This window comes from Methylorubrum salsuginis, assembly GCF_900114375.1.
In the GTDB taxonomy this organism is placed as follows: Bacteria; Pseudomonadota; Alphaproteobacteria; order Rhizobiales; family Beijerinckiaceae; genus Methylobacterium; species Methylobacterium salsuginis.
Window position 1 is genome coordinate 76,177 of record NZ_FOSV01000013.1, and the last position, 24,708, is coordinate 100,884.

Sequence of the window (24,708 nt, forward strand, 5' to 3'; positions counted from 1 at the left end):
ATGTCCGAGCATCAAGAAATCATCATCGTCAAGAAGCACTACCACGAAGACGGTCACCACGGCGGTGCCTGGAAGATCGCGCTCGCCGACTTCATGACCGCGATGATGGCGCTGTTCCTCGTGATGTGGCTGATCAACTCGACCAGCAAGGAGCAGAAGCAGACCATCGCCGAGTATTTCAACCCGGTGAAGCTCGCCGAGGTCACGCACGACCGGAAGGGCGTCAACGATCCGCAGGACGTGCCGAACGATCCGCCCCCCGCCGGCAAGGGGAGCGGGACCGGCGAGGGCGAAGGCAGCAAGGCCGAAGGCGCGCCGGGCAGCCGCGCCCGCGAATCCGCCCTGTTCCAAGATCCCTACGCGGTGCTGGCCAAGCTCGCGGCGGAAGCCGAGCCGGGTCCGGAGGCCGCGAGCGCGGACGCCTCGGCCCTCGAATCGGGTCAACCGGGCGTGGCCGGCGGCGAGACCGGCCGCGACCCGTTCGATCCGCTCTATTGGCAGGTCGCGGCCCTGCCGCGCCGCCGCACCGACAATCCCGGCGCCCTCGACACCGCCTCCGCGGCGCCCTCCGAGGCGCGCCTCGACGCCAAGGCGCAATCCTTCGCGGCCCCGGCCAAGGAGACGCCGAAGGATCCGTCGAAGGACGCGGCCAAGGATGCAGCCAAGGATCCAGCCAAGGACGCGGCCAAGAAGGAAGCCGCGCGCCAGAGCCTGCAGGACGCGATGAAGGCGGCCGGCGTCCGCCTCGCCTCCGCCGAGCCGATGCCCGTCGCCAAGGAGCCCGAGCCGAAGCCGGCGGAGGCCCCGCCATCCGCGGAGGCCAAGCCCGCGGATGCCAAGCCCGTCGAGGCGAAGGCGCCCGAGGTCAAGCCCGCCGACGTCAAGCCGGCGACCGTGAGGGAAACGGCGAAGGAGCCTGCCAAGGAGCCGGTGAAGGACGCGAAATCGGCCGAGACCGCGGCGATGGCGGAGATGAAGGCCGAGATCGCCAAGGTGGTGCAGCCGATGGCGACCGCGAGCCCGGTGCCGAACGTCGAAGTGCGCCGCACAGGCGAGGGCATCCTCATCAGCATCAGCGACGAGCTCAACTTCAGCATGTTCGGGATCGGCTCGGCCGAGCCGACGCCGAAGGTGGTCAAGGCCCTGGAGCGCATCGCCAAGGTGATCAACCAGCACCCGGGAAAGATCGTCGTGCGCGGTCATACCGATGCGCGGCCGTTCAAGTCGGAGACCTACGACAACTGGCGTCTCTCCTCGGCCCGCGCGCAGATGGCCTCCTACATGCTCGTACGCGGCGGCGTCGACGAGGCCCGCGTCGAGCGGATCGAGGGCTATGCCGACCGTCAGCCCCGGGTGCCCGCCGACCCGAAGGCGGCCGAGAACCGCCGGATCGAGATCCTGCTGCGGGGGCTGCCGGAATGATTCCGTCCGCCTCGGCACGGCCCCGTCCTCTCCCCGGTCGAACCCGCAGCTCCCTCAAGCGCATCGGCGGGATGGGCCTGACCCTGCTCCTCGCCCTCGGCCTCCCGGCCGTGGCGGCGGACCATGGCGAGGGTCACGGCGCGGCGCCCGCGGCCGACTCCCACGCGGCCCCGGCGGACGACCACGGCGGGCATGGCGGCCACGGTGCCCCGGCCAAGCCGATCGAACCGCTGCCGGTGACGCCGCACGGGCTGCCGGTGGAACTGGTGCGCACGCTCCAGCTGCTGCAGGACCGCATCGCCCGCGGCTCGACCCAGGCTCACCTCGCCCAGCGCCAGCTCCTGGTCCACATCGAGCAGAAGCTGACCGAACTCGATCCCGAGACCTGGGTCGCGCCGGAGAACGTGCGCGCCGTCGTGACCTTCGCGCTCGCCGGCGGCGGGCCGGGCGTCCTGCGCCGCATGATCGCCACGGGCAAGGTGCCGGAGGCGGAGGCGCCGCTGGCGCAGGGCGCACTCGACTATCTCCAGGGCCGCGAGAAGGAGGCCCGCGCCAAGCTCGCCGGAATCGACGCCCGCACCATGCCGGCGGGTCTCGCCGGTCAGCTCGCGCTCACCCAATCCGCTCTTCTGGTGCGCGAGGCGCCGGTGCGCTCGCTCGAACTCCTGGATCTCGCCCGCCTGCTGTCGCCGGGGACGCTGGTCGAGGAGGGGGCGCTGCGCCGCCAGATCTTCGTGGTGGCGCAGGGCGGCGATGCCGCGCGCTTCGAGGCGCTGTCGATTCAGTACCTGCGCCGGTTCCGCCGCTCGGTCTATGCGGGCAATTTCCGCCAGCGCTTCGCCGGGGCGCTGACCCGGCTCGACTTCGACAGCGACCGAACCCGCACCTTGAGTCTGGAGCGGATGCTCGACGAGATCGAGCCCGAGAGCCGCCGCGATCTCTACCTCCTCGTCGCCCGCGCCGGTCTGGAACAGGGCCGGCGCGAGACCGCGCTGTTCGCCGCCGAGCGCGCCGCCGGGCTCGCGGCGCCGGACACGCGCGCGGCCGCCCAGGCCCGGCTCTACCGGGGTGCGGCGCTGATCGTCGCCGACGGCCGGTTCGAGGAGGGCTACGAGGCCTTGCGCAGCCTCGACCGCGCCGCCTTCGTCGAGGGCGACGCAGACCTGCTCGATGCCGCCCTCTCGGCCGCGGGCCAGATCCGCGGCCCGCTGCCGAGTCCGGCGCCCGCAGCCCCGTCGGCCGCCGACGCCACCGCCCGCCGCGCGGTGCCGGATGCGCCGGCCATCGGCCGGGCCCGCGAGGCGCTGGCCCGCGCCGAGCGGGCGCTGGACCCCTGAACCCGTATCGCCGCGACACCGCCATGAGGCTCGACCCCGCGTGATGACGCCCCTCGACATCCTGACGCCCCTGCGCCCCAAGGCCGAGGCCGGCCGCGCGCCGACGGGCGACGAGGCCGGACCGCGCGCGGCCCCCGGTTTCGAGGCGATGCTGGACGCGCTCGAGATTCGTCCCGCCCCCACGGAGGCGGGTGCCGACGGCAAGGAAGCCGAAGCCGCATCGCCCCGGCTCCCTGCCGATCCCGGCTCCGGTGAAGCCGCGACCGACGAGACCGGCGCGTCTTTGCGCGACCTCATGGCGCTCACGGCACCGGTCCCTGTGGGGCTCGCCCCGCCGGCCCTGCCGCCGGAGGCGGCCCTCTCGGCGATCGTGCAGCGCGCCGCCGCCCGCGCGGGCGTGCCCGCCGCCGAGGCGCCTGCGCCCGCGCCGCGCATGACCCTCGTCGGCATCGAGACCCATTTCGCGCCGGTCCAGCCTCGGGCCTTGCCGGGCGCCGCGGCGACCCCGCCGGTCGGATTCACGCTTCCGGAGCAGGCGCCGTCCGCCGCGACCGCGATTGCCCTCGACGCCCCTGCCCTCGACGCCCCTGCCCTCGACGCCCCTGCCCTCGACGCCGCTCCCCTCGAAGCCCCCGCGCCTGCCGCCGGCTCGGCGTCCCGCGTCGTCGAACCGGGCGTCCCCTCGGCACCGGGCCGATCGCCGAATGCCGCCGCCTCACCGATGCCGACGGCCGCGCCTTCGTCCGCCGCCTCCGACACCGGGTCTCCAGCCGAAGCCGAGCACGGCGCGCCCCGGCAGGCTGCGGCGATCACGGCTCCGGGCGCCCCCACGGCCCATCAGGCTTCGGCCGAGGACGCGGCGATGTCGCCCGCCGGGCGGGCGGATGCCGCCACGGCGCCGCGCCCGGCCGTCGCTTCTCTCTCGCACGATATCCGGCCCGTCCCGACCGAGGCACCGATCGGCGACGTCTCGACCCGGATACCGGCCGCGCCCTCCGTTCCAAGCGACGTGCCGGCTCCGCAGACCGCGCCGCGCCCAGTTCCCGCGACCACCGGAGCGGGCGTCGCGCCCGAGGCCCCTCGCCGGGCCGGATTGGCCGATCCGCTCCCCGCCCAAGGGGCGCCCCCCTTGGAAGCCGGCGCAGGAACGGCGTCGAACGCGACCGCGGCCGACCGATCCGCATTTGCGGCGACCGAGGCGCCGCCGAGTCCCGACGTGAGCCAGGCTGCGGTGGCAGCACCTTCCGTCCCCTCCACCGCCCCCGCCGCGCATACGGCCCCGCCGTCGGGGATACCGTCCGCATCGATCACCGCCGCGGCGCTCTCGCACGCTTCGATGGAGATCGCGCGCGCGCGTCCTGCGGTCGCCGATGAAGCGGGAACGGTGCGCCCGCACCCGGACGGGCGGACAATTCCTGCCCCCGCGGCCCCACCCGCGGAATCCACCGCGCCTGTTCAGCCGCACGATGCCGCACCGAGCGACATCGTGCGCCTCGCGACGGCGGCGCCCGCCATCGCGGCGGCGGCTCCGCGGGCCGCGCGCGGCGAGACGCAGCGCCCGCTCGACGAGGCGGCGACCGCCCAGGAAGCGGGCGCCGAGGCCGCGGCGCCGCACATCGATCACGCGGCGGTCGCGCCGGTTCCGGGTGGCGCCGCACATCGTGCATCCGCAGAACGGACGGCCACGGCGCAGGCCGGCACGCCGCCGGGCGACGCCGGAGCGCAGACGACGTCGCCCAGCGCACCCCAACCGGCCCTGCCCGAAAAGGCGGATGCCGCACCGAAGGACGATGCCCCGTCCCCGGCGGGGGCACAGGCACAGGCCGGGGCGATGCCGGCCGTCCCACCGTCGCGGTCGGAGGCGAGCGTGGCGCCGCAGCGGGCGGAGCAAACGGTCGGCGTCCCGCCGGCCCGAGCCGAGACGACGGTCGGCGCGGAGCGGACATCGGACGAAAGCCTCGGCACCGCCGGCGCCTCGGCCTCGGCCGAGCCGCGCGCTCCGGAAGCGCCGGTCCCCGCGGCCTCGATCGCGCCGACCCATGCCGGGCCTTCGGTGCCGGCCTCGCCGCTGCGCCAGATCGTCGATGCGGTGAGCGCGCAATTCCCGGCGGCCCCGCCCTCGGCGGCCCCCCGGACGGCCCTGCCGGTCGAGGCCGGGCCGTTGCGCATCCTGACACTCCAGCTTCATCCCGCCGATCTCGGCACCGTGCTGGTGCGGATGCGGCTGCAGGACGGGCGGCTGGAAATGAACCTGCGCACCGGGCGCGAGGAGACCGCCGAGCGCCTGCGCCGCGAGGGCGGCGCGCTCTCGGACCTGCTGCGCGAGGCCGGCTACGCGCCACAATCGCTCACCATCGAGGCGGGCGGCGGCGCCTCCCTCGGCCACGCATCGGAACGCGGATCTGCTCAGAATTTCGCAGCAGGTCCCCAGAACGGACAATCGGGCGGCGGCGCCCCCGACCAGTCGCCGAGCCGGCGCCCGTCCCGCGAGGGACAGGAGGCCACCTCTCGCGTCCAGGAACAGGACCATGACAGCGCGTCTTCCACTCGCGATCGCGGCGATCTTCGAGATCGCGGCGATCTGTATCTCTAGCGCGTCGCTCGCCGCGACGGCGGTGCCGCCGGTTTCCGAGAGCGGCCGGCATGCCACCGCCTCGGATGGGCCGGACGGCAACGCGCGGGCGGGCTCGAATGTCTGCGAGCAGCAGATGGCGCGGGCCGCCGCGCGCTACGGCGTGCCGCTCGGCATGCTCTACGCGGTCGGCCTCACCGAGAGCGGCAAACGCGGCTCGCTCCAGCCCTATGCGATGAACATCGGCGGCCGCGCCTATTTCGGCACCGGCCCGGCGGACGTGATCGCGCGGCTGGGCCAGGCCCAGCGCGAGGGCGTGCGGCTGGTCGATCTCGGCTGCATGCAGATCAACCACCACTATCACCGCGAAAAGTTCGCGTCGCTGGAGGCGATGATCGACCCGGCCCAGAACGTCGAATACGCGACCCGCTTCCTCAAGGAACTGCGCGACCGCGAGGGAAGCTGGACGCTGGCGGTGGCGCGCTACCATGCCGGCCCGAACAACAACCCGGCCCAGAAGATCTATGTCTGCCGCGTCATCGCCAACATGGTCGCGACCGGCTTCGGCAACTGGACACCGGGGGCGAAGGCGTTCTGCCAGCCGGGGTGAACCGGCCCCGGCTCACAGCCACCGGCGCTCCCGGCATCGCGCGCCGGACCGGGCGAACAATCGACCGGATCGATGGGTCGCCGTCATGCTGATCCGGACCGAAGCGGTTCAAGCGGACAAGATAGGTCGGCTCACCCGACGTAGGTATAGCCCATATACCGCTTGGCCTCGATCGGATCGTGGCCGAGGCGCTCGGCGATCTTCTTCCGAAGCTTGCTGACATGGCCCTCGATCACGCTTTCCTCGACGCCGTTGCTGTAGACGCCGTAGACCACGTTGAAGACCTGGGTCTTGGTGAGCCGGCGCCCGCGGTTGCGCACGAGATATTCGAGGATATGACGCTCGCGCCGCGGCAGGGAGAGCGGAACGCCGTCGATCTCGGGATCGCGCCCGTCATGGAACACCTTGAGGCGCTCGGCCGCAGGTGCGGTCTCGGTCGGGGCGGGCAGCGCACCGTTGACCCGGCGCCAGATCGCCTCGGAGCGGGCCAGGATCTCGCGCACATGGACGGGCTTGGGCAGCACGTCGTCGATGCCGGCGTCGAGCAATTGCACCGTCTGCTCGAGCGAACGCAGGTCGGAGAGGGCGATGATCGGCGCGCGGGAATGGCGGCGGATCGAGGTGGCGCATTTAGCCCGGTCCTCGAAATCGCCGAGCAGGAAGCCCTGTACCGCGTCGAGGTCGCTCTGGGAGGCGGCCTCGATCCAGCTCAGGAACTCGTCGGGCAAGAGACCGAACGACGACACCCCTTCACGCTCGAAACTCGCCCTGTAGCCGGCATTCACCGATTCCCGCGGATCGACCAGGAAATACATCGACAGTTCATCCCCCGGAGCCGGCCCAACACCGGCCGGGCGCCGCGGAGGGGTGGGCGCCGCCCGGAGCGGAGCCGACGCGAACCCTCGATTCGCGGCCACACTCATCCATGTCGCGGTGCAGCAGGCCGGTCAATTACGGTCGCATTGTATTCACAATTCCGGAAGTGAACGTTGCATTCCTGCTCTTTTCGCGCGGCCCTGGGAAATCGCCCTCCGCACGGGAATGGGGGCGGATCGGCCTGCCGTTCGGGGACGAGACGTCAGGCGTTGCCGACCCGAGCCTGGGCGAGAGCGTGGGCGAAGCCGTCGAGGCAGAGCGCGGCGGCATCCTCGGCGACGATGCGCTGGATCGCGATGCCGGCGAACATCTCATCGAGGACCAGCTTGAAGAACACGGTCAGCGGCTGGGCCGAGAATTCCATGTCGAGCACGACCTGCATGGAGCGGCCGAAATCGAGGTTCACGTCGGCACCATCGGCATAGGTCAGGACCGAATCCTTGAAGAACAGCTCGGCCGAGGAGGCGACCACGTCGGCGATGTTGCCGTGGTGCTGCCCGCGAATCCAGCCGATCAGCACGCCGCCATCGACGAGGCAGAGTTCGCCGATGAAGTCGCGCAGGGCATTGGCGAAAATCTCCTCGGCGGCGGCGATGCCGGGGGGAAGGCCGGGACGTCCGGGCGAGAGGGGAGCGGCCTGAGCAGTCATCGGGCTCTCGCGAAGAGGAAGAATAGGATCTGCGCCACGGCGCGGTAGAACTCCGCCGGAATCGTCTGATCGACCTGCACAGCATCGTACAGCGACCTTGCGAGAGGCTTGTCCTCGATCACGGCGATGCCTTTTTCCTCGGCGATTGCGCGAATACGTAATGCAATCAGGTCCTGCCCCTTGGCCAGCACCAGCGGAGCCGGGTTTTCCGTCGGCTCGTAGCGCAGGGCGATGGCGAAGTGGGTCGGGTTGGCGATCACCACGGTGGCGCGATCGACGTTGGCGAGCATCTTGTTACGGGCACGGTCCTGGGCGAGCGAGCGCATGCGCGCCTTCACCGAAGGATCGCCCTCGGACTGCTTGTGCTCGTCCTTGATGTCCTGGCGCGACATCCGCAGCGAGCGCTGCCAGCGGATGCGCGACCAGACGAGGTCCCCCGCCACAATGACGATGATGGCGATCGCGACCGCCGAGACGAGGCGGATCGAAACGGTCAGGATCAGCTCTGGCAGCTGGCTCGGATCGACGAACATGGCATTGACGGCTCTGGTCCGCTCCGAGCGAAGGAGCAGGATGGCGACCACACTGACCGACAGGAATTTAACGACGGATTTCAGGAACTCGACTTGACCCTGTAACCCGAAGATTCGCGACATTCCGGCCATCGGTGAAACCCGCGACCATTTCGGCGTGATCCGGTCACCGACGAAACGCGGCAGGTTCTGCAGCAGCGACGCCACGAGACTGCACACGCACAACAGCAGCAGGAACGGCAGCAGGAAGCGCCCGGTGGCGAGCGCCACCTGATGCAGCAGCATCGTGGCGTCCTCGCCGGTCTCGAGGCGAAAGCCCCGCGGCTCGTCGAGGAGCGGCGTCAGGCTCTGCGCGAGTTGCGCCGCCTGGCCCCTGGCAAAAAACGCGAGCGCCAGAAGAAAGCCGAGGATCGAGGCGAAGACCGGCGCCTCGCGCGAGAACGGGATGTCGCCCTTCTCGATCGCGTCGCGGACCCGCTTCTCGGTGGCGGCTTCTGTCTTGCTCTCCTTGTCGGTGTCCTCCGCCACGCCTCAGCCCCTTCGGGCGTCGGTGCGGAGGACAGGGCGCCGAAGATCCCCGCATGGGCTCGACGCAAACTCCCAAAAGATTCGGTCAGCGGATGAGGGCTTCATCCTCGCCTCCCGGATTGATCTCGATCTCACCGCGGCTGGCCATCTCCATGGCGGTGTCGGTGATGGAGCGGCGCGCTTCCATGACGTCGCGCTGCGCCGCCGGCTCGCCGCCGTTGAGTTCGTGTTCGACCATGCGGCGCACCCGGGCCGAGAGGGCGGAGAGCACGGTGCCGCGGAACTCCGCGTCGGTGCCCTTGAGGGCCAGCACAAGGCGGTCGTTCGGCACGGCGTCGAACAGGGTGGTGCGGGCGCGCGGCGCCAGCTTGACGATGTCGTCGAAGGTGAAGAGCAGGCCCTTGAGGATCTCGACCGATTTCGGACGCGACTCGCCGAGGCTGGTGAGCACGTCGTCCATCTGATGCCGCTCCATCTTGTTGATGATGTCGGCCATCTTGGCGTGGGTGTCGGCGCCGGAATTGCGGACGCCGTTGATCATGAAATCCTCGTGCAGCGTCTTCTCGATGCTCTGGAGCACCTCGTCGACGATCGGCTTGAAGCTCAGCATCCGCCGCATCACCGTGTTGCGGGTGGGCGCGGGCAGGTGGCCCATCACCTTGGCGGCGGTGGCCGGCTTGACCTTGGAAAGGATGAGGGCCGCGGTCTGGGGATGCTCCTTGACGAGGTAGCTCGCCAGCACGCTCTCCTGGACCGTGCCGAGGCGCTCCCAGACCGAACGGGTGGCGTTGCCGCGCACCTCGGACAGGATGTCGGCGATCTGATCGGCGGGCAGCAGCCCCGTGAGCAGCTTCTCGACCTCGTTGGCGGTGCCGACGAGGCTGTTGCCGGCCTTGAACTCCTCGGCGAAGTGCTCGACCACCGTGTCGAGCTGCTCGGGGCTGACCGCGCCGAGCTGCGAGGCCGAGCGGGTGATGCGCTTCAGCTCGTCCGGCTCGAAATACTTGATCAGCCGCCCGGCCGCCGGCTTGCCCATGGCGAGCAGCAGCGCAGCGACCTGATCGGTCGGATCGAGCCGGCGGCCCATGGCGCGGGCCGGTGCGGGAGCTGGAACGGGGCTCGCGGACATCCTCACCCTGTCGGAGTGCTAGAGCGTCGGCCTGAAGAGGGGCTTTCGGCTTTCAGTGAAAGCCTTGCAGAACGAAGAGTCTAGCCGGCTTGATCGGAGCCGGAGGGTCCGACCACCTCGGTGAGCGAAATGCCGAAGCGGGAATTGTCCTCCTCGACGATGACGATCTCGCCGCGGGCGATGACCCGGCCGTTGACCATCACGTCCACCGGCTCGCCGACCCGGTGATCGAGGGGGACGACGGCGCCGCGGCCGAGCTTCATCAGGTTGGCGACCGGCATGGTGGCCGAGCCGAGAACCACCTGCATCAGCACCGGGATGCGCAGGATCGAATCGAGGTTGCGGCCCTCGCCGATCAGCGTGTCGGCGGCGGTCTCGGTGTCGGGGAACGGGCTGCTCATCGCGGGTAAGCTCGTGGGTCTGAAGCCTGGCCTTCCCGTCCCTCTAACGCGTCTGGCTGACGCGAGGCTGTCGCCCGCTCAACCGCGCAACGGCTCCAGCATCGCCTCGATCGCGGCCCGCGCCGCCGCCACGGCCTCCGCGTCGCGCCCGCGCACGACGATGCGGTTGCGAAACCCCTCCGCCGTCATCGACGGGTAGGAGCCGATCGACACGCCGCCATGCGCCGCCGCGATGGTGCCGAGCGCACCCGCGAAATTGCCCTCGGGGATGGCGCCGGCCTCGATCGTCTCGGAGATGACCGGCGCGTTCGAGGTTAGGGTCGGGCGGATTTCTTCGAGCATCGCGTTCATGATCTGCGGCACCCCGGCCATCACGTGGACGTTGCCGATGCGGAAGCCCGGTGCCTTCGAGATCGGGTTGGCGATGAGATCGGCGCCAAACGGGATGCGGGCCATGCGAAGCCGAGCCTCGTTGAGGTCTTCCGGGCGATGGCGCTCCAGCAGCATGGCACGCGCGCGCTCGTCCACGTCGATGCCGACCCCGAACGCCTTGGCCACGCTGTCGGCGGTGATGTCGTCGTGCGTCGGGCCGATGCCGCCGGAGGTGAAGAGGTAGGTGTAGCGGGCCCTGAGCGCGTTCACCGCGTCGACGATCTCGTCCATCACGTCCGGGACGATGCGCACCTCGCGCAGATCAATGCCGACCTCGGTCAGCACGTCGGCGATGGCGCCGATGTTCTTGTCCTTGGTGCGCCCCGACAGGATCTCGTCGCCGATGATCAGGATCGCGGCGGTCACTTCGGTTTTCGATGATTCCTGGGACATGCGGCCTCGGCGGCAATGATGCCCCTGGAAGCTAGAGCGGGGATCGGTTTAGGCGAAGCCGCCGCGCCCGTCCCGCGCGGCGTCACGGGTGCGACCGATGCGCTTTCCCTCGGAGCTGACGGAAGGCCGCCTCGTGCGGCGCTACAAGCGCTTCCTCGCCGACGTGGCGCTCCCCGACGGGCGCCTCGTCACCGCGCATTGCGCCAATCCCGGTGCGATGCTCGGACTCAACACTGAGGGCGCGCGGGTGCTGCTCTCGACCTCGACCAACCCATCGCGGAAGCTGCCTTATTCGTGGGAGCTGGTGGAGGCGGACCTGCCCGGCGGGCCGCAATGGGTCGGCATCAACACCGCGCGCCCCAACGCCCTGGTGGCGGAGGCGTTTCGCGAAGGCCGCCTCGCCCCGCTCGCGGGCTACGAGACGCTCCGGCCCGAGGTCGCCTACGGTCGCGCGAGCCGCGTCGATTTTCTGGCGAGCGGCGGCGGCCTGCCGCCCTGCCACGTCGAGGTGAAGAACTGCCACCTGATGCGCCACGCGGGGCTTGCCGAGTTTCCCGACTGCAAAGCCGCCCGCTCGGCCCGACACATGGAGGAACTGGCCAATGTGGTGCGAGAGGGCGGCCGGGCGATGCTGATCGTGGTGATCCAGATGCGGGCGGATCGGTTCGACGTGGCGCGCGACATCGACCCGGGGTTCGATCGGGCGTTTCGGGGGGCGCTGACCGCGGGGGTCGAGGCGTACGCTTATCGGTGTGACGTGGGGTTGGACGGGGTGGTGATTGCCGAGGGGGTGCCGATTGTTGGCGGTGTCGCGAATGGAAGGTGAGACTGGCGTGGTAAGTCTACTCACGACCCTTTGCGGAAGTTAGAAACGTCCGCTTGTAGGAAACCTGATGTGCCAGCTGCCTAGTGTTAGGGTGGGCGCTTCTCGCTAGTCTGATTTAAATGGGCGACATATAAGCTATACCTACCGCATAACTCTAATCACTCTGAGCGCATTAGATGGTTTTTCGAAAATTTAGGTCAATAAGCTAATATAGTGCTCCCTATTTGTTTGGAGTAACAACCGCTGGAAGAGTCAGAATTACAAATATAAGCAGTCAATGTGCTAGCATGCACTAACTTTACGAGCAAATTAATTCTCAGATATTACGGTGACTGTCTCAAAATCCATAGCTTCCAGTTTTGATAACCAACCTGCTCGGATTGCCTCTTTAACATAAGAAACACACATGCTAGGATTGCGACCTACATTGATTCCTAGATGATGGTTCGACATCGCGGGGGCTGATTTTTATCCTACTAGCTCCCGAAGTCTTAAAGCTCTCTCGGAGGATGCAATGCTCAAGTTAAATATCTACATTTATTCTGCAATTATTGCGGCCTCGTCGCCAGCATTTGCAGAGGAAAAGGTCTCAGATTTATGCCAATTCAACATAAGACGATCTGATGCAGTCGATTTTCCAAGTAAACACGCTTGGAATTTGTTCATGTACCTTAATCATCCCGCCGACAAGAAAACAGGGCGACGCGATAAGCCAGATTGTTCGATCCCTATCGGAACCCCAGGAACTACCGTTCAGTGGGAAGCTTGGCGACATGCAGACGAGGTATTTCTGTCTGATGGCTCTGAACCACCAGATTTTGACCAGAAATCGTCCGATGAATTTTCTCCTGGGAAAATACCAGAAGCGTTATTTACGTTAGGAGGCAAAGGTTTTGCATCCTTTCACGACCTATCTCGCAACTTCGTAAAGCGCGGACCACCCAATTCGAATGGCGTTTCCCCAATGTTCGCCCCGGATGGGGTGTTCAACAATGGTGGCGGGGAAACTAGAATGAATAGATCTACCTACCAATTTATCAAGGATAATTGTCTTTGGAGTGCCCAGGGGCAGCAAAGATATGCCCGAGCTATACTTGAAGGAAAGAAAAAAGATATATCATTTCCCTCTGAATCGATCGAAGTGAAAGCTATGTGGATTGATTTTGCTGCACAATCGATCTCAGAGGAAAATCAAAGTACTTACTATACTGCCGAGTACAATGGGAAGAAGTATGGACTATCATCATTGCACATCATTACAAAAGACATACCAAATTGGTATTGGGCGACTTTTCACCATGCCGATGCCCCAAAAAATGATTTTGGAACTCCAGACGAAGCTGGAATGCCAGATCTCTTGAAAAAAACTGTTTGGAAGAACTATAGACTTGGAGGAGTTCAAATTGATTTTGTCAAACCAACCGGAGAGCCGACAATTTTATCAGATCCTTATGTAGAAAATGGCTTCGAGCGCTCGTCGTGCATAACCTGCCATGCGACGTCTACAATTTCGCAAGATGGATCGCGAGGACCGACACAACAAATGGCCATTTGTCTTTTAACCCCTGATACGCCTGGTCTCGGACTATCAGTTGATCGCTGTAAATCGCTGATAGGCGAAAAATATTTTTCCGACGGGAAGCTTGATGTTGAGCGCGGCGCGCCTTTGCCGGAGTGGTATGTAAAAGGTGGAAAGACTGCGTATTTCCAAACTGACTTTTTGTACTCACTCACATTCAGAACCCAAGGAAAAAATGAGACTAAACCCGCTCCTGCGCGCTGCAATTGGTAAGTAAACACTTAAGGGGAGGTTGGTTTGACAAGCTTTGAAAGAGATATTCGTCATTTATTCAGACCGAAGGATATAACTGCAATGAAAAGGTTTGGCGGCTTTGATTTGAGTGCTTATGAAGATGTGAAGAACAATGCTCAAAATATTTTAGAACAAATTTCTACAGGAAGCATGCCATGTGACGGCGCTTGGCAAAAAGAAAACATAGAATTATTCAACAAATGGGTAGCCGACGGGATGCAACCATAGGTAATTTGTTTTAAATTCAGTTCATTTTTACACAAGAGACGCTGTTGGTAGAATTGTCTTTAATTTTATTATCTATATACCCAAAAAAGGGATTTATCGTGAACAGGTGTTACTGGATGGCTAAAGAATGATCGCCTACGACACGCGCCTGGAGGTGTCCGCGTGACCGAAGTTGGTTGGAGGTAAAAGGTCCGTTTGCGGGTGTAGCGTCAAGGCTCACTAACCACCCTCAGCGGACCCCGTAAATCAACCGAAATATTAGGAAGCGCCCGCCCCTCACCCCACCCGCTCGAACACCAGATTCAACCGCGTCCGCGCGATCCGCCGATACCCATACCTCTCCAGCAACGCCGGAAGATCGAGCTGCCACTGCTCGGTGCCGTCCTCGACGATCAGGAGTGAGGGCCGCAAACTCTCCGGCGCCTCGCGCAAGAACGGCTCCAAGATGAGGTCCTCGGCGCCCTCGACGTCGAGCTTGATCGCGTCGATGCGCTCGATGCCTTCCGAACGGCACAGGCTGAGCAGGGTCACGGCGGGCACGCGAATCGCCGCGCTCTTGTGGGTGCCGACGATCTTCACGCTCGATTCGCCGCGGTTGCGCGGATCGATGAAGAGGGTCAGTTCGCCGGCCCGGTCGGCCACCGCACAGGCGATGGCCTTGACGGTGCCGAACGGGTTCTGGGCGATGTTGTAGGTCAGCCGGTCGAACACGTCGGGCTGCGGCTCGACCGCGAGGATGCGGGCGCGCGGCCCGGTCAGCGCCGCCACGAACAGGGCGTAGGCGCCGATATTGGCGCCGACATCGAGGAACACCGCATCGTCCGACAGGCGCGCCTTCAGGATCGCCCGCTCCTCGGAGTCGAAGAACTGCGGCGTGAACAGCACCTTCTTCTCGCAATTGTTATTGTAGGGGTGCAGCCGCATCCGCGCGCCGTAGCGCTCGACATCGAGCGGTTGGCCGCCGAGCATCGAGATGGCGATCCGGCGCAGCAGCATCGCCATCCGCCGCCCGCGCCAGGAATGCTCGTTGAGCGTCTGCGTCCGCTGCGCGATCCGGGCGACGAGCCCGGTCGGGGCGTAAGTGCCGTAGGGCTGGGAATCCTTCATCGTGCGCGCCTGATGCCAGCCGATTGGGGCCGCGGCAAGTCGTGCGATCTGTTATGCCGGAGGGAGGGAGAGTGATGCTGCGGCCTTTGACATTCCGGGGAGCCAGGCCGCATGTCGAGCCGATGCAGACCTTCGATTCCGACGGCGTCGCCATCGCCTATATCGACGTGCCGGCCCAAGGGGCAAAGGGCGGGGGGACGGGCGACCCCGTCCTGCTGATCCATGGCTTCGCCTCGAACCACGCGGTGAACTGGGTCAACACGCTCTGGGTCAAGTTCCTGTCGGAATCCGGCTACCGGGTCATCGCACTGGACAACCGTGGCCACGGCCAGAGTGAGAAACTCTACGCGCCGGAGGCCTACGGGGCCGACCTGATGGCGGGCGATGGGCTTCGCCTGCTGCGCCATCTCGGCATCGAGCGGGCGGACGTGATGGGCTACTCGATGGGCGCGCGCATCGCCGCCTATCTCGCCCTCGATTATCCGGACGCGGTGCGCTCTCTGCTGATCGGGGGCTTGGGCTTCCATCTCGTGGACGGGCGCGGCCTGCCGCAAGGCATCGCCGAAGCACTGGAGGCGCCCGCAGGCACGCCCGCGCCGAACCCGACCGCCGCCTCGTTCCGGATGTTCGCCGAGCAGACCAAGAGCGATCTCAAGGCGCTCGCCGCCTGCATCCGCTGCTCGCGCCAGACTCTTTCGCGAGCCGAGTTGTCCGCCATCGACACACCGACCCTGATCTCGGTCGGCACCCTCGACACCGTGGCGGGCTCGGGCAGCGAACTCGCCCGGCTGATGCCGAACGCCCGCGCCCTCGATCTGCCCGGCCGCGACCACTCCACCGCGGTCGGCGACAAGCTCCACCGCAAGGGCGTGCTGGAGTTCCTGGCGCAGCGGCCCTGAAACGCCGCCCGCGCGAGGCGCGTCGGACGCAAAAAACCCTCCCCGGCCGGTGGGGCCGAGGAGGGCGGGGACGATCAGCCGCCGAACAGGCGCTTGATGCCGGCGAGCAGACCGCCGCCGCGGGCGGGCTCCGGCGCTGCGGCCGTCGCGACAGGGGCGGCTTCGGTTCCGGCCGGCGCGGCGGAGGCCTGGACGAGACCGAGGGCGGCCGTATCCGTGGTCTCGCGGTCGATCAGGATCAGGCTGCCGGTGTCGCGGTTCTCCAGATAGGGATCGACGGCGATCTGGCGGTCGAGCTGGAGCGTCACGTCGCCGATGTCGTTGACGGCGAGGCGGTCGGTCGCTCCGGCCTGGCCGGTCTCCGGGTCGATCCGGCGATGGACCGCGCCGACGCGGGCGTTGACGACCTGCGTGCCGACCTTGGCCCACAACTCGGCCCCCGCCGTCAGTTCGCTCTCGGCGGCCCAGAACAGGCGCACGTCGAGGCGGTCGGTCAGCGTCGGCAGGGCATCCGCGGTCGCGATCACGGCACCGCGGGAGGCGTCGATCTCATCCGTCAACACCAGAGTGACCGACTGGCCCTCATGGGCACGCGGAAGATCGCCGTCGGCGGTGAAGATGCGCGCGACCGTCGAGGACTTGCCCGAGGGCGCCACGGTGACGCGGTCGCCCGGCGCGACGGAGCCCGAGGCGATCAGCCCCGAAAAACCCCGGAAGTCCGAGTTCGGCCGGTTGACCCATTGCACCGGCAGGCGGAAGGCGGCGGCGCGCTCCTCCGACTTCACCGGCACCTCTTCGAGATACCGCAGCAGCGGAACGTCCGTGTACCAGGGCGCGGCGGCCCCCGGCAGCACGACGTTGTCGCCGTTCTTGGCCGAGAGCGGGATCGCCCGCACCTCCGTGAAGTTCAGCGGCGCCGCAAAGGCCTGGAAGCCGGCGACGATCTCGTCGAAGCGGTTCTGCGACCAGCCGACCAGATCCATCTTGTTGATGGCGAGCGCCACCCGATGGATGCCGAGCAGCGACACGAGAAGCGCATGGCGCCGGGTCTGCCGGGTCAGGCCTTGGCGGGCATCGACGAGGATCACGGCGACGTCCGCGGTCGAGGCGCCGGTCGCCATGTTGCGGGTGTATTGCTCGTGGCCGGGGGTGTCGGCGACGATGAACGAGCGCTTGTCGGTCGAGAAGAAGCGGTAGGCGACGTCGATGGTGATGCCCTGCTCGCGCTCGGCCTGAAGACCGTCGACGAGAAGCGCGAGATCGACCTCACCCCCTTGCGTGCCGTGCTTGCGCGAGTCGCGCTGAAGCGCCGTCACCTGATCGTCGAAGATCTGCTTGGTGTCGTGCAGCAGCCGGCCGATCAGGGTCGACTTGCCGTCGTCCACCGAGCCGCAGGTGATGAAGCGCAGGACTTCCTTGGACTGGTGCGCCCGCAGGAAGGCGTCGTAGCCGAATGCCTCGGGAGACTGATGGATGGTCATCAGAAATAGCCCTCCTGCTTCTTGCGCTCCATGGCGCCGGCGCCGTCCTTGTCGATCACGCGGCCCTGCCGCTCCGAGGTCCGGGCGGCCAGCGTTTCGCCGATGATTTCGGGAAGCGTGGTCGCCGGGCTCTCGACCGCGCCGGTCAGCGGGTAGCAGCCGAGCGTGCGGAATCGGACCTGACGGAGCTGCGGGCTCTCGCCCGGCTCCAGCGGAAACCGGTCGTCATCGATCATGATGAGCTGGCCGTCGCGCTCCACCACCGGGCGCTCGGCGGCGAAGTAGAGCGGCACGATCGGAATTTTCTCCTGCTCGATGTAGAGCCAGATATCGAGCTCGGTCCAATTCGACAGCGGGAAAACACGGAAGGATTCACCGCGCCGCTTCTTGAAATTGTACAGGTGCCACGGCTCGGCCCGCTGGCGCTTCGGGTCCCAGCGGTGCTGGCCGTTGCGAAGCGAAACGATGCGCTCCTTGGCGCGGCTCGCCTCCTCGTCGCGGCGCGCGCCGCCGAAGGCCGCGTCGAACTTGTGCTTGTCGAGCGCCTGACGCAGGGCCTGCGTCTTCATCACGTCGGTATGCACCTCGGAGCCGTGGCTCACCGGGCCGATGCCCTTGGCCAGACCGTCCTGGTTGGTGTGGACGATGAGGTCGAGGCCGAGTTCCTTGGCGCGCTGATCGCGGAAGGCGATCATCTCGCGGAACTTCCACGTGGTGTCGATATGCATCAGCGGAAACGGCAGCCGCCCGGGCGCGAACGCCTTCAGCGCCAGATGCAGCAGGACGGACGAATCCTTGCCGATGGAGTAGAGCATCACCGGGTTCTCGGTCTCGGCGACCGTCTCGCGGAAGATGTGGATGCTCTCGGCCTCGAGACGCTGCAGATGCGTCAGGCGGGTGCGCGCGGGCGCGGCGATGGCGGCGCTCATCAGACCAGTTCCCTTCTGTGTTCGCGTGAGGTCGCGGCGTTCGCCGGCTCCTCGAAAGCGGCGGCTTCCTGTCCCGGAGCCACGTCGCCTTCGGGGGCGTGCAGGTGCAGGCCGCACTCCTTCTTGGATTCCTGTTCCCACCACCAGCGGCCGGCGCGCTCGTCCTCGCCGATCTTCACCGCACGGGTGCAGGGCGCGCAGCCGATTGAGGGGAAGCCCCGATCATGCAGGGCGTTGTAGGGGATGAAATTTTCGCGCACGAAACGATCGACATCGGCGCGGGACCAATCGGCAAGCGGGTTCACCTTGATGAGCCCGCGGCCCTCGTCGGCCTCGGCCAGGGGCGTGTCGGCCCGGTTGGCCGACTGGCCGGCACGCAGGCCGGTGAACCACGCCGCCGCGCCGTCAAGCGCGCGGCCGAGCGGCTCGACCTTGCGGAAGCCGCAGCAGGCCTGCCGGGCGGCGACGGAGTGGCGGAATCCGTTGATGCCCTCGGCCGCGACGAACGCTTCCTCGGCCATCCGCTCCGGCGCGTAGGCGCGGATACGAATCCCGTAGGCGGCCTCCGTCTCGGCCCAGACGTCGTAGGTCTCGGGGAAGAGCCGGCCGGTGTCGAGGGTGACGATCTCCGTGCGGCCCTTGTTCAGGGCGAGCGCGTGGGTGAGCGCCTGATCCTCGATGCCGAGGCTGGTGGTGAAGACGAGCCGACCGGGAATGCGGTCCTCGACGAGGCGGATGCGCCCGCGAAGGTCCAGCCCCGCCATGTCCCTGGCGAGATCCCCGGCCGCCCGAGCGAGGGCAGCGGTCATGTGCGTAAAATCGATTTGCCTGCTTGTCGGAGTTCTGAGATGTTCGCTATAACGAACGCTGTCAAGGCGTCGCACCCGCCACACACGCAAATCCGCGTTGCGGTGCAAGCGATGCGGCAACGGCTGTCACCGCATATCGTTGCCCCTTCGTAAAAGAATCTTCTCGTCCGGCGGCCCGAGGCCGCCGCGGCGACCGCTTCCCCGTCACTGCCCCTTCAGAGAGGCCGCCCCTTGGACTCGATCGACCTGAAGATCCTCGCGCTCCTGCAGAAGGACGCCACGCTCTCCATCGCCGCCATCGGCGAGCAGGTCGGTCTGTCGCAGACGCCCTGCTGGAAGCGCATCCAGCGCCTCGAATCCGACGGCGTGATCGACCGGCGCGTGGCGGTGCTCGATCCGGTGAAACTCGGGCTCGGGCTCACCGTGTTCGTCTCCATCGAGACTGCCGACCATTCCAAGGACTGGCTCGAGCGCTTCGCCGACCGCATCGCCGCCATGCCGGAGGTTCTGGAATTCTACCGCATGGCCGGCGACGTCGATTACATGCTGCGCGTCGTCGTAGCCGACATGGCCGCCTACGACACCTTCTACAAGAACCTGATCGGCACCCTTCCCCTCAAGAACGTCACCTCGCGCTTCGCGATGGAGAAGGTGAAGTCCACGACCGCCCTTCCGCTGCCGGCGCCCCCGCCGCGGGGCCGCGCCGAGCCGCGACTCGCGGTGGTCGGGGAATAATCTTCCTTTTTGCGTCGCAACGACAAACAATCTCTTCTCTCTGGCGAGCGTTCTTTAAAACGGACATTCCTCCGTTGACAGCGGCGCTCCGTCGGACGACATGGCACTCACGATGTCCAAGACAGCACTCCTCCCCCGCACCGCCCCGTTCGGCGACCAGGAGCGGGCCCATCTCGACGCGGCGCTCGCCGCCGCGACGCCGATCCAGCGCGCGTGGCTGACGGGCTTCCTCGCCGGCCTCGACGCGGCTGCGGGCCAACCCGCCGCCGCTTCGGCTGCGGTCCCGGCCGCGCCGCCGAAAGCCGCCGAGCCGCTGACGATCCTGTTCGCCTCCGAATCGGGCAATTCGGAAAAGCTCGCGGGCGACGTGAGCAAGCTCGCGCGCAAGCAGGGCTTCAAGCCGAAGGTCGTGGACTTCGCCGAACTCGACCTGGCCACCCTGCCGAAGGCCGGCAAGCTCGTCGCCATCGCGGCGACCTGGGGCGAGGGCGAGCCCCCCGCCCGCGCCGTGCGGGCCTATGGCGAGCTGATGGGCGACGGCGCGCCCCGCCTCGACGGCGTCGAGTTCGGCGTGCTGGCGCTCGGCGACACGAGCTACGCGGAGTTCTGCGCCATCGGCAAGGCGCTGGATGCCCGCTTCGAGGCGCTCGGCGCCAAGCGCGCTTACGAGCGGGCCGATCTCGACCTCGATTTCGAGAAGCCGGCGGCCGATTGGATCAAGGGCGCGCTCAAGGCGCTGGCCCCGGCCGAGGCCCCGGCCGGGAACGTCGTCGCCGTCGATTTCCGCGCCGCGGGCGGCGAGGAGGACGAGGCCGAGGTCAGCCGCGAGCCGGTGGTGGTCGAGGTGATCGACCACGTGAACCTCAATTCCTCGCGCTCCGACAAGGAGACGATTCACCTCGCCCTCGAATTCGAGGACGGTGCGCCGGCCTACGAGCCGGGCGACTCTCTGGAGATTTTCCCCGAGAACGACCCGCAGCTCGTCGAGGAGATCCTCAAGGCCGCCGGCCTGTCGGACGACGAGACGCTGCGCAAGGCGCTCCTCTCCGAGCGCGACATCACCACGCTCTCCGTGACGACCATCGAGCGCTTCGCCAAGGCCACCGGGCATGCGGACGCCCGGAAGCTCGTGGAGAGCGGCGAGGCGAAGGCCTGGATCGAGGGCCGCCATCTGATCGACCTGCTGGAGCGCTTCCCCCTGACGCTCACCGCCGATCACCTCAACACCATCACCCGGCCGCTGCCGCCGCGGGCCTATTCCATCGCCTCCTCGCGCAAGGAGGTGGGGGACGAGGTGCATCTCACCATCGCGGCAGTGCGCTACGAGACCCACGGGCGCGCCCGCTCCGGCGTCGCCTCGGTCCACGTCGCGGATCGGATCAAGAACGGCGCCAAGCTCCGGGTGCGGGTCAAGCCGAACAAGCATTTCCGCCTGCCGTCCGATCCGGCCACCGACATCATCATGGTCGGCCCCGGCACCGGCGTCGCCCCGTTCCGCGCCTTCGTGCAGGAGCGCCGGGCCACCGAGGCAACGGGTCGCTCGTGGCTGTTCTTCGGCGACCGCCACTTCACCCACGACTTCCTGTACCAGCTCGAATGGCAGGACGCGCTGGAGGACGGCTCGCTCGCCAAGATCGACGTCGCCTTCTCCCGCGACCAGCCGGAGAAGGTCTACGTGCAGAACCGGATCGACCAGCACGCCGCCGAATTGGTGGAATGGCTCGACGGCGGCGCCCACCTCTATGTCTGCGGCGATGCCAAGAACATGGCCAAGGATGTCCACGCTGCCGTGGTGCGGGCGTTCCAGACCGTGAAGGGCCTCTCCGCCGCCGACGCGGAGGCGCATGTCGCCGGGCTGGAGCGGGCCAAGCGCTACCAGCAGGACGTTTACTGAGAAACCACCCGTAACCCTCCCCCCTCTGCGGGGGAGGGTGCCTGCGGAGCAGGCGGGAGAGGGGAACGCCCTTTCCGGAAGCGTCGCTCCCCTCTCCCGACCCGCTTCGCGGGCCACCCTCTCCCGCAGAGGGGAGAGGGAAGAGGCGGCGGCGCAGACGCTCGAATTTCGAATCGGATCACCGCCATGGACGACCACAAGCCGATCGACACCCCTGACGGCCCCGCGGTGGAAACACCCGGCACGGGCGCGCGCCGCTACGACGCGCCGCCGACCGACCGCCCGATCACCGAGGCCGAAGCCGCCAAGGCCGCCGGGCTCGCCCATAACGAGCATCTCAAGATCGCCTCCGGCTATCTGCGCGGCGGCCTCGCCGACGGGCTCCTGAAGCACGCGACCGGCGCGATCTCCGAGGACGACGGCCAGCTCGTCAAGTTCCACGGCATGTACATGCAGGACGACCGGGACATCCGGGCGGAGCGCACCAAGAAGAAGCTGGAGAAGGCGTTCAGCTTCATGATCCGCCTGCGGATCGCGGGCGGCGTCGTCACCCCCAAGCAGTGGCTGGCGCTGGACGAGATCGCCACCACCTATGCCAACGGCACGCTGCGGGCGACGACGCGCCAGACCTTCCAGTATCACGGCGTCATCAAGTCGAACCTCAAGCGCACCATGGCGGCGATCGACGCGGTGCTGCTCGACACCATCGCGGCCTGCGGCGACGTGAACCGCAACGTCATGGCCGCCACCAACCCGGCCCAGGCGGGCGCTCACAAGGCGGCCTACCAGCTCGCCAAGGACATCTCCGACAGCTTGCTGCCCAAGACCAATGCGTGGCGCGAGATCTGGCTCGACGGCGAGCGCGTCGTCGGCGGCGAGGACGAGGTCGAGCCGGTCTACGGCAAGACCTACCTGCCGCGGAAGTTCAAGACCGTGGTGGCGGTGCCGCCCTCCAACGAGGTCGACATCTTCGCCCACGATCTCGGCTTCATCGCCATCCTCGACAAGAAGAACAAGGTGACGGGCTGGAACGTCACCGTCGGCGGCGGCATGGGCATGACCCATGGCGAGCCCGACACCTTCCCCCGCACCGCCGACGTGATGGGGTTCTGCAAGCCGGAAGACGCCCTCAAGGTCGCGGAAGCCGTGATGACGGTCCAGCGCGACTGGGGCAACCGCAAGAACCGTAAGAACGCCCGGCTCAAATACACCATCGAGCGCTTCGGCCTCGACGCGTTCCGCGCGGAGGTCGAGACCCGCATCGGCAAGAAGCTCGGCGCGCCGAAGCCCTTCACGTTCGACGGCAACGGCGACCGCTACGGCTGGGTCGAGGGGGATGACGGGCGCCACCATCTGACGCTCTACGTGCCGTCCGGCCGGATCAAGGACGTCGAGGGGGGCCCCCAATTCCTCACCGGCCTGCGCCGCATCGCCGAGGTGCACGAGGGCGATTTCCGCCTCACCGGCAACCAGAACGTCATCATCGCCAACGTCCCGGCCGAGAAGCGCGCCGAGATCGAGGCGTTGGTCGATCGGTACGCCATGACCAAGGGCGCGGGCGCGCTGCGGCGCAACTCCATGGCCTGCGTGGCGCTGCCGACCTGCGGCCTCGCGCTGGCCGAGAGCGAGCGCTACCTGCCGGATCTCCTGACCGAGCTGGAGGAGAGCCTCGCGAGCCACGGCTTGCAGGACGACGAGATCACGATCCGCTCGACCGGCTGCCCCAACGGCTGCGCCCGGCCCTTCATCGCCGAGATCGGCCTCGTCGGCCGCGGCCCCGAGCGCTACCACCTCTATCTCGGCGCCGCCTTCGACGGCTCGCGCCTGAGCAAGCTCTATCGCGAGGACGTGACGGCAAGCGAGATCCGGACTGTGCTCGACCCGCTCTTTGCGGCCTACGCCAAGGACCGGCAGGCGGGCGAGCACTTCGGCGACTTCGTCATCCGCGCCGGATACGTGGCCAAGACCAGCAACGGCCCGGATTTCCACGAGCGCACCGGGCCGCTGAAGGCGGCGTGATGCTTGGCGGTGGTGCCGGGCGGCGTCAGCCCGGCACCACCGCCACGTTGTCGATCAGCCGCGTGCCGCCGAGATAGGCCGCCGCGATCACCCGCGCCGGCCGCGCGGCCCGCGTGACGGGGGCGAGCGTGTCGGCGTCGCGGACTTCCAGATACTGCACCGGACCGAACCCGGCCGCCTCCAGTTCGGCGATCCCCTGCCCCACCAATGGGCCCGCCTCGGCGCCGGCCGCCAGCCGCTCGGCGATGTGCGAAAGCACCGCGTGCAGGCGCGGCGCGGTCTCGCGCTCGGCCGGCGTGAGGTAGCGGTTGCGCGAGGAGAGCGCGAGGCCGTCCGCCTCGCGCAAGGTCGGCACGCCCTCGATGGTGACCGGGATGTCGAGGTCGCGCACGACCGAGCGGATCACCTGAAGCTGCTGGAAATCCTTCTCGCCGAACAGCGCCACGTCCGGCCCGACTTGATTCAGAAGCTTCGTCACCACCGTGGCGACGCCCGAGAAGTGGCCGGGGCGGAACGTGCCGCACAGGCCCTCCGCCGCGGGGCCGGGTTCGATGCGGGTGGAGAAACCCGCCGGGTACATGGTCTCGACGGCGGGCAGCCACGCCGCGTCGGCACCGGCCTCGGCCAGCAGGGCGAGGTCGGTGTCGGTGTCGCGCGGATACCTCGAAAAATCCTCGGTCGGGCCGAACTGGGTCGGATTGACGAAGATGCTGACCACGGCCCGCTGGCCGATCGCCCGCACATGGGCCACGAGTGCGAGATGGCCGGCATGCAGCGCCCCCATGGTCGGCACCAGCACGATGCGCTCGCCTGCCCGCCGCCACGCCGCGACCTGCGCGCGCAAGGGTTCGAGGGTATCGAAGCGGAGGAGCGTGTCGGGCATCGGACGTCTCGCGGAAACAGGCGGGAGCACAGGTAGGCGCAGTGCGCCGCCGATGCCAGCCGAGGCTGCCCGCATCGGCACCGGTCACGATTCGACGGACAGCATGGCTCGGGACCGGAAGCCGCGGCGAGATTGCCGAATGCTCCCGATCATTTCTGCCACTTCGTCCGTAAGTGCTTGTCGGACCATGAGAAATATGTTGC

22 protein-coding genes are annotated in these 24,708 nt (G+C 67.4%); 11 read left to right on the top strand and 11 right to left on the bottom strand.

Going from position 1 to position 24,708, the window contains the following annotated elements; genetic code table 11:
- The 4 genes from BM140_RS15910 to BM140_RS15925 all read left to right on the top strand — a co-directional run bounded on the left by BM140_RS15910 (position 1) and on the right by BM140_RS15925 (position 5,941).
- A complete protein-coding gene (locus tag BM140_RS15910; protein WP_091948338.1) occupies positions 1 to 1,422 on the top strand; it encodes a MotB family protein in 1,422 nt (473 codons plus the stop codon).
- 71 nt (positions 1,423 to 1,493) lie between these two features.
- The gene (locus tag BM140_RS15915; RefSeq protein WP_091948343.1) at positions 1,494 to 2,759 is read left to right on the top strand and encodes a chemotaxis protein MotC; all 1,266 of its coding nucleotides are present in this window, start codon (positions 1,494 to 1,496) and stop codon (positions 2,757 to 2,759) included.
- Positions 2,760 to 2,802: 43 nt separating this feature from the next.
- The gene (gene fliK, locus BM140_RS26095) at positions 2,803 to 5,352 is read left to right on the top strand and encodes a flagellar hook-length control protein FliK (RefSeq protein WP_244535458.1); all 2,550 of its coding nucleotides are present in this window, start codon (positions 2,803 to 2,805) and stop codon (positions 5,350 to 5,352) included.
- Positions 5,288 to 5,941, top strand: a complete 654-nt coding sequence (locus BM140_RS15925; RefSeq protein WP_207549466.1) for a transglycosylase SLT domain-containing protein — start codon at positions 5,288 to 5,290, stop codon at positions 5,939 to 5,941. Before fliK ends, BM140_RS15925 begins: the two co-directional genes overlap by 65 nt.
- A 131-nt stretch (positions 5,942 to 6,072) precedes the next feature.
- On the opposite strand, the gene BM140_RS15930 is transcribed toward BM140_RS15925, so the two are convergent.
- The 6 genes from BM140_RS15930 to BM140_RS15955 form a co-directional block, all read right to left on the bottom strand.
- Entirely contained in the window at positions 6,073 to 6,756 is a 684-nt protein-coding gene (locus tag BM140_RS15930; RefSeq protein ID WP_091948347.1) for a response regulator transcription factor, read from the bottom strand.
- 263 nt (positions 6,757 to 7,019) lie between these two features.
- Positions 7,020 to 7,466: a hypothetical protein gene (locus tag BM140_RS15935; RefSeq protein ID WP_091948350.1), complete on the bottom strand. Its 447-nt coding sequence runs from the start codon at positions 7,464 to 7,466 to the stop codon at positions 7,020 to 7,022.
- Complete coding sequence (gene flhB, locus BM140_RS15940) at positions 7,463 to 8,527, bottom strand: flagellar biosynthesis protein FlhB (RefSeq protein ID WP_091948353.1); 1,065 nt, start codon at positions 8,525 to 8,527, stop codon at positions 7,463 to 7,465. The genes BM140_RS15935 and flhB overlap by 4 nt, the downstream gene beginning before the upstream one ends.
- A gap of 85 nt (positions 8,528 to 8,612) precedes the next feature.
- Positions 8,613 to 9,656: a flagellar motor switch protein FliG gene (locus tag BM140_RS15945; protein WP_091948358.1), complete on the bottom strand. Its 1,044-nt coding sequence runs from the start codon at positions 9,654 to 9,656 to the stop codon at positions 8,613 to 8,615.
- Positions 9,657 to 9,736: 80 nt separating this feature from the next.
- A complete protein-coding gene (gene fliN, locus BM140_RS15950) occupies positions 9,737 to 10,057 on the bottom strand; it encodes a flagellar motor switch protein FliN (RefSeq protein WP_091948361.1) in 321 nt (106 codons plus the stop codon).
- A 78-nt stretch (positions 10,058 to 10,135) separates the two neighbouring features.
- Positions 10,136 to 10,882, bottom strand: coding sequence for a competence/damage-inducible protein A (locus tag BM140_RS15955; protein ID WP_091948364.1), 747 nt, complete (start codon positions 10,880 to 10,882; stop codon positions 10,136 to 10,138).
- Between the two features lie 97 nt (positions 10,883 to 10,979).
- On the opposite strand from BM140_RS15955, the gene sfsA reads away from it, so the two are divergent.
- From sfsA to BM140_RS25455, 3 genes are all read left to right on the top strand, one after another.
- Positions 10,980 to 11,708 (top strand): DNA/RNA nuclease SfsA, encoded by a 729-nt coding sequence (gene sfsA / locus BM140_RS15960; RefSeq protein WP_091948367.1) that lies wholly within the window; start codon positions 10,980 to 10,982, stop codon positions 11,706 to 11,708.
- A gap of 514 nt (positions 11,709 to 12,222) precedes the next feature.
- Positions 12,223 to 13,500, top strand: coding sequence for a hypothetical protein (locus BM140_RS25450; protein WP_131803851.1), 1,278 nt, complete (start codon positions 12,223 to 12,225; stop codon positions 13,498 to 13,500).
- A gap of 24 nt (positions 13,501 to 13,524) precedes the next feature.
- Positions 13,525 to 13,749, top strand: coding sequence for a hypothetical protein (locus tag BM140_RS25455; RefSeq protein ID WP_131803852.1), 225 nt, complete (start codon positions 13,525 to 13,527; stop codon positions 13,747 to 13,749).
- A 276-nt stretch (positions 13,750 to 14,025) separates the two neighbouring features.
- On the opposite strand, the gene BM140_RS15965 is transcribed toward BM140_RS25455, so the two are convergent.
- Complete coding sequence (locus BM140_RS15965) at positions 14,026 to 14,856, bottom strand: FkbM family methyltransferase (protein ID WP_091948370.1); 831 nt, start codon at positions 14,854 to 14,856, stop codon at positions 14,026 to 14,028.
- A 122-nt stretch (positions 14,857 to 14,978) separates the two neighbouring features.
- Here BM140_RS15965 and BM140_RS15970 point away from each other — a divergent pair, with 122 nt between their 5' ends.
- Positions 14,979 to 15,755, top strand: coding sequence for an alpha/beta fold hydrolase (locus BM140_RS15970; RefSeq protein WP_091948374.1), 777 nt, complete (start codon positions 14,979 to 14,981; stop codon positions 15,753 to 15,755).
- A 74-nt stretch (positions 15,756 to 15,829) separates the two neighbouring features.
- Here the strand turns inward: BM140_RS15970 and cysN are convergent, their stop codons facing one another.
- The 3 genes from cysN to BM140_RS15985 are packed head-to-tail and all read right to left on the bottom strand — an operon-like array spanning position 15,830 to position 18,974.
- Complete coding sequence (gene cysN, locus BM140_RS15975; protein ID WP_091948377.1) at positions 15,830 to 17,236, bottom strand: sulfate adenylyltransferase subunit CysN; 1,407 nt, start codon at positions 17,234 to 17,236, stop codon at positions 15,830 to 15,832.
- Complete coding sequence (cysD, locus tag BM140_RS15980) at positions 17,236 to 18,165, bottom strand: sulfate adenylyltransferase subunit CysD (protein ID WP_091948380.1); 930 nt, start codon at positions 18,163 to 18,165, stop codon at positions 17,236 to 17,238. Before cysD ends, cysN begins: the two co-directional genes overlap by 1 nt.
- Positions 18,165 to 18,974, bottom strand: coding sequence for a phosphoadenylyl-sulfate reductase (locus tag BM140_RS15985; RefSeq protein ID WP_091948383.1), 810 nt, complete (start codon positions 18,972 to 18,974; stop codon positions 18,165 to 18,167). The genes cysD and BM140_RS15985 overlap by 1 nt, the downstream gene beginning before the upstream one ends.
- Before the next feature lie 231 nt (positions 18,975 to 19,205).
- Between BM140_RS15985 and BM140_RS15990 the strand changes: the two genes are divergently transcribed.
- The 3 genes from BM140_RS15990 (at position 19,206) to BM140_RS16000 (ending at position 23,622) form a co-directional block, all read left to right on the top strand.
- Complete coding sequence (locus tag BM140_RS15990) at positions 19,206 to 19,709, top strand: Lrp/AsnC family transcriptional regulator (protein ID WP_091948385.1); 504 nt, start codon at positions 19,206 to 19,208, stop codon at positions 19,707 to 19,709.
- Between the two features lie 112 nt (positions 19,710 to 19,821).
- Positions 19,822 to 21,603 carry a diflavin oxidoreductase gene (locus BM140_RS15995; protein ID WP_091948479.1) on the top strand — a complete coding sequence of 594 codons (1,782 nt, stop codon included), beginning with the start codon at positions 19,822 to 19,824 and terminating at the stop codon, positions 21,601 to 21,603.
- Between the two features lie 186 nt (positions 21,604 to 21,789).
- Positions 21,790 to 23,622, top strand: a complete 1,833-nt coding sequence (locus BM140_RS16000) for an NADPH-dependent assimilatory sulfite reductase hemoprotein subunit (protein ID WP_091948483.1) — start codon at positions 21,790 to 21,792, stop codon at positions 23,620 to 23,622.
- 25 nt (positions 23,623 to 23,647) lie between these two features.
- On the opposite strand, the gene panC is transcribed toward BM140_RS16000, so the two are convergent.
- Positions 23,648 to 24,505 carry a pantoate--beta-alanine ligase gene (gene panC / locus BM140_RS16005; protein ID WP_091948388.1) on the bottom strand — a complete coding sequence of 286 codons (858 nt, stop codon included), beginning with the start codon at positions 24,503 to 24,505 and terminating at the stop codon, positions 23,648 to 23,650.
- Between the last annotated feature and the right edge of the window lie 203 nt (positions 24,506 to 24,708).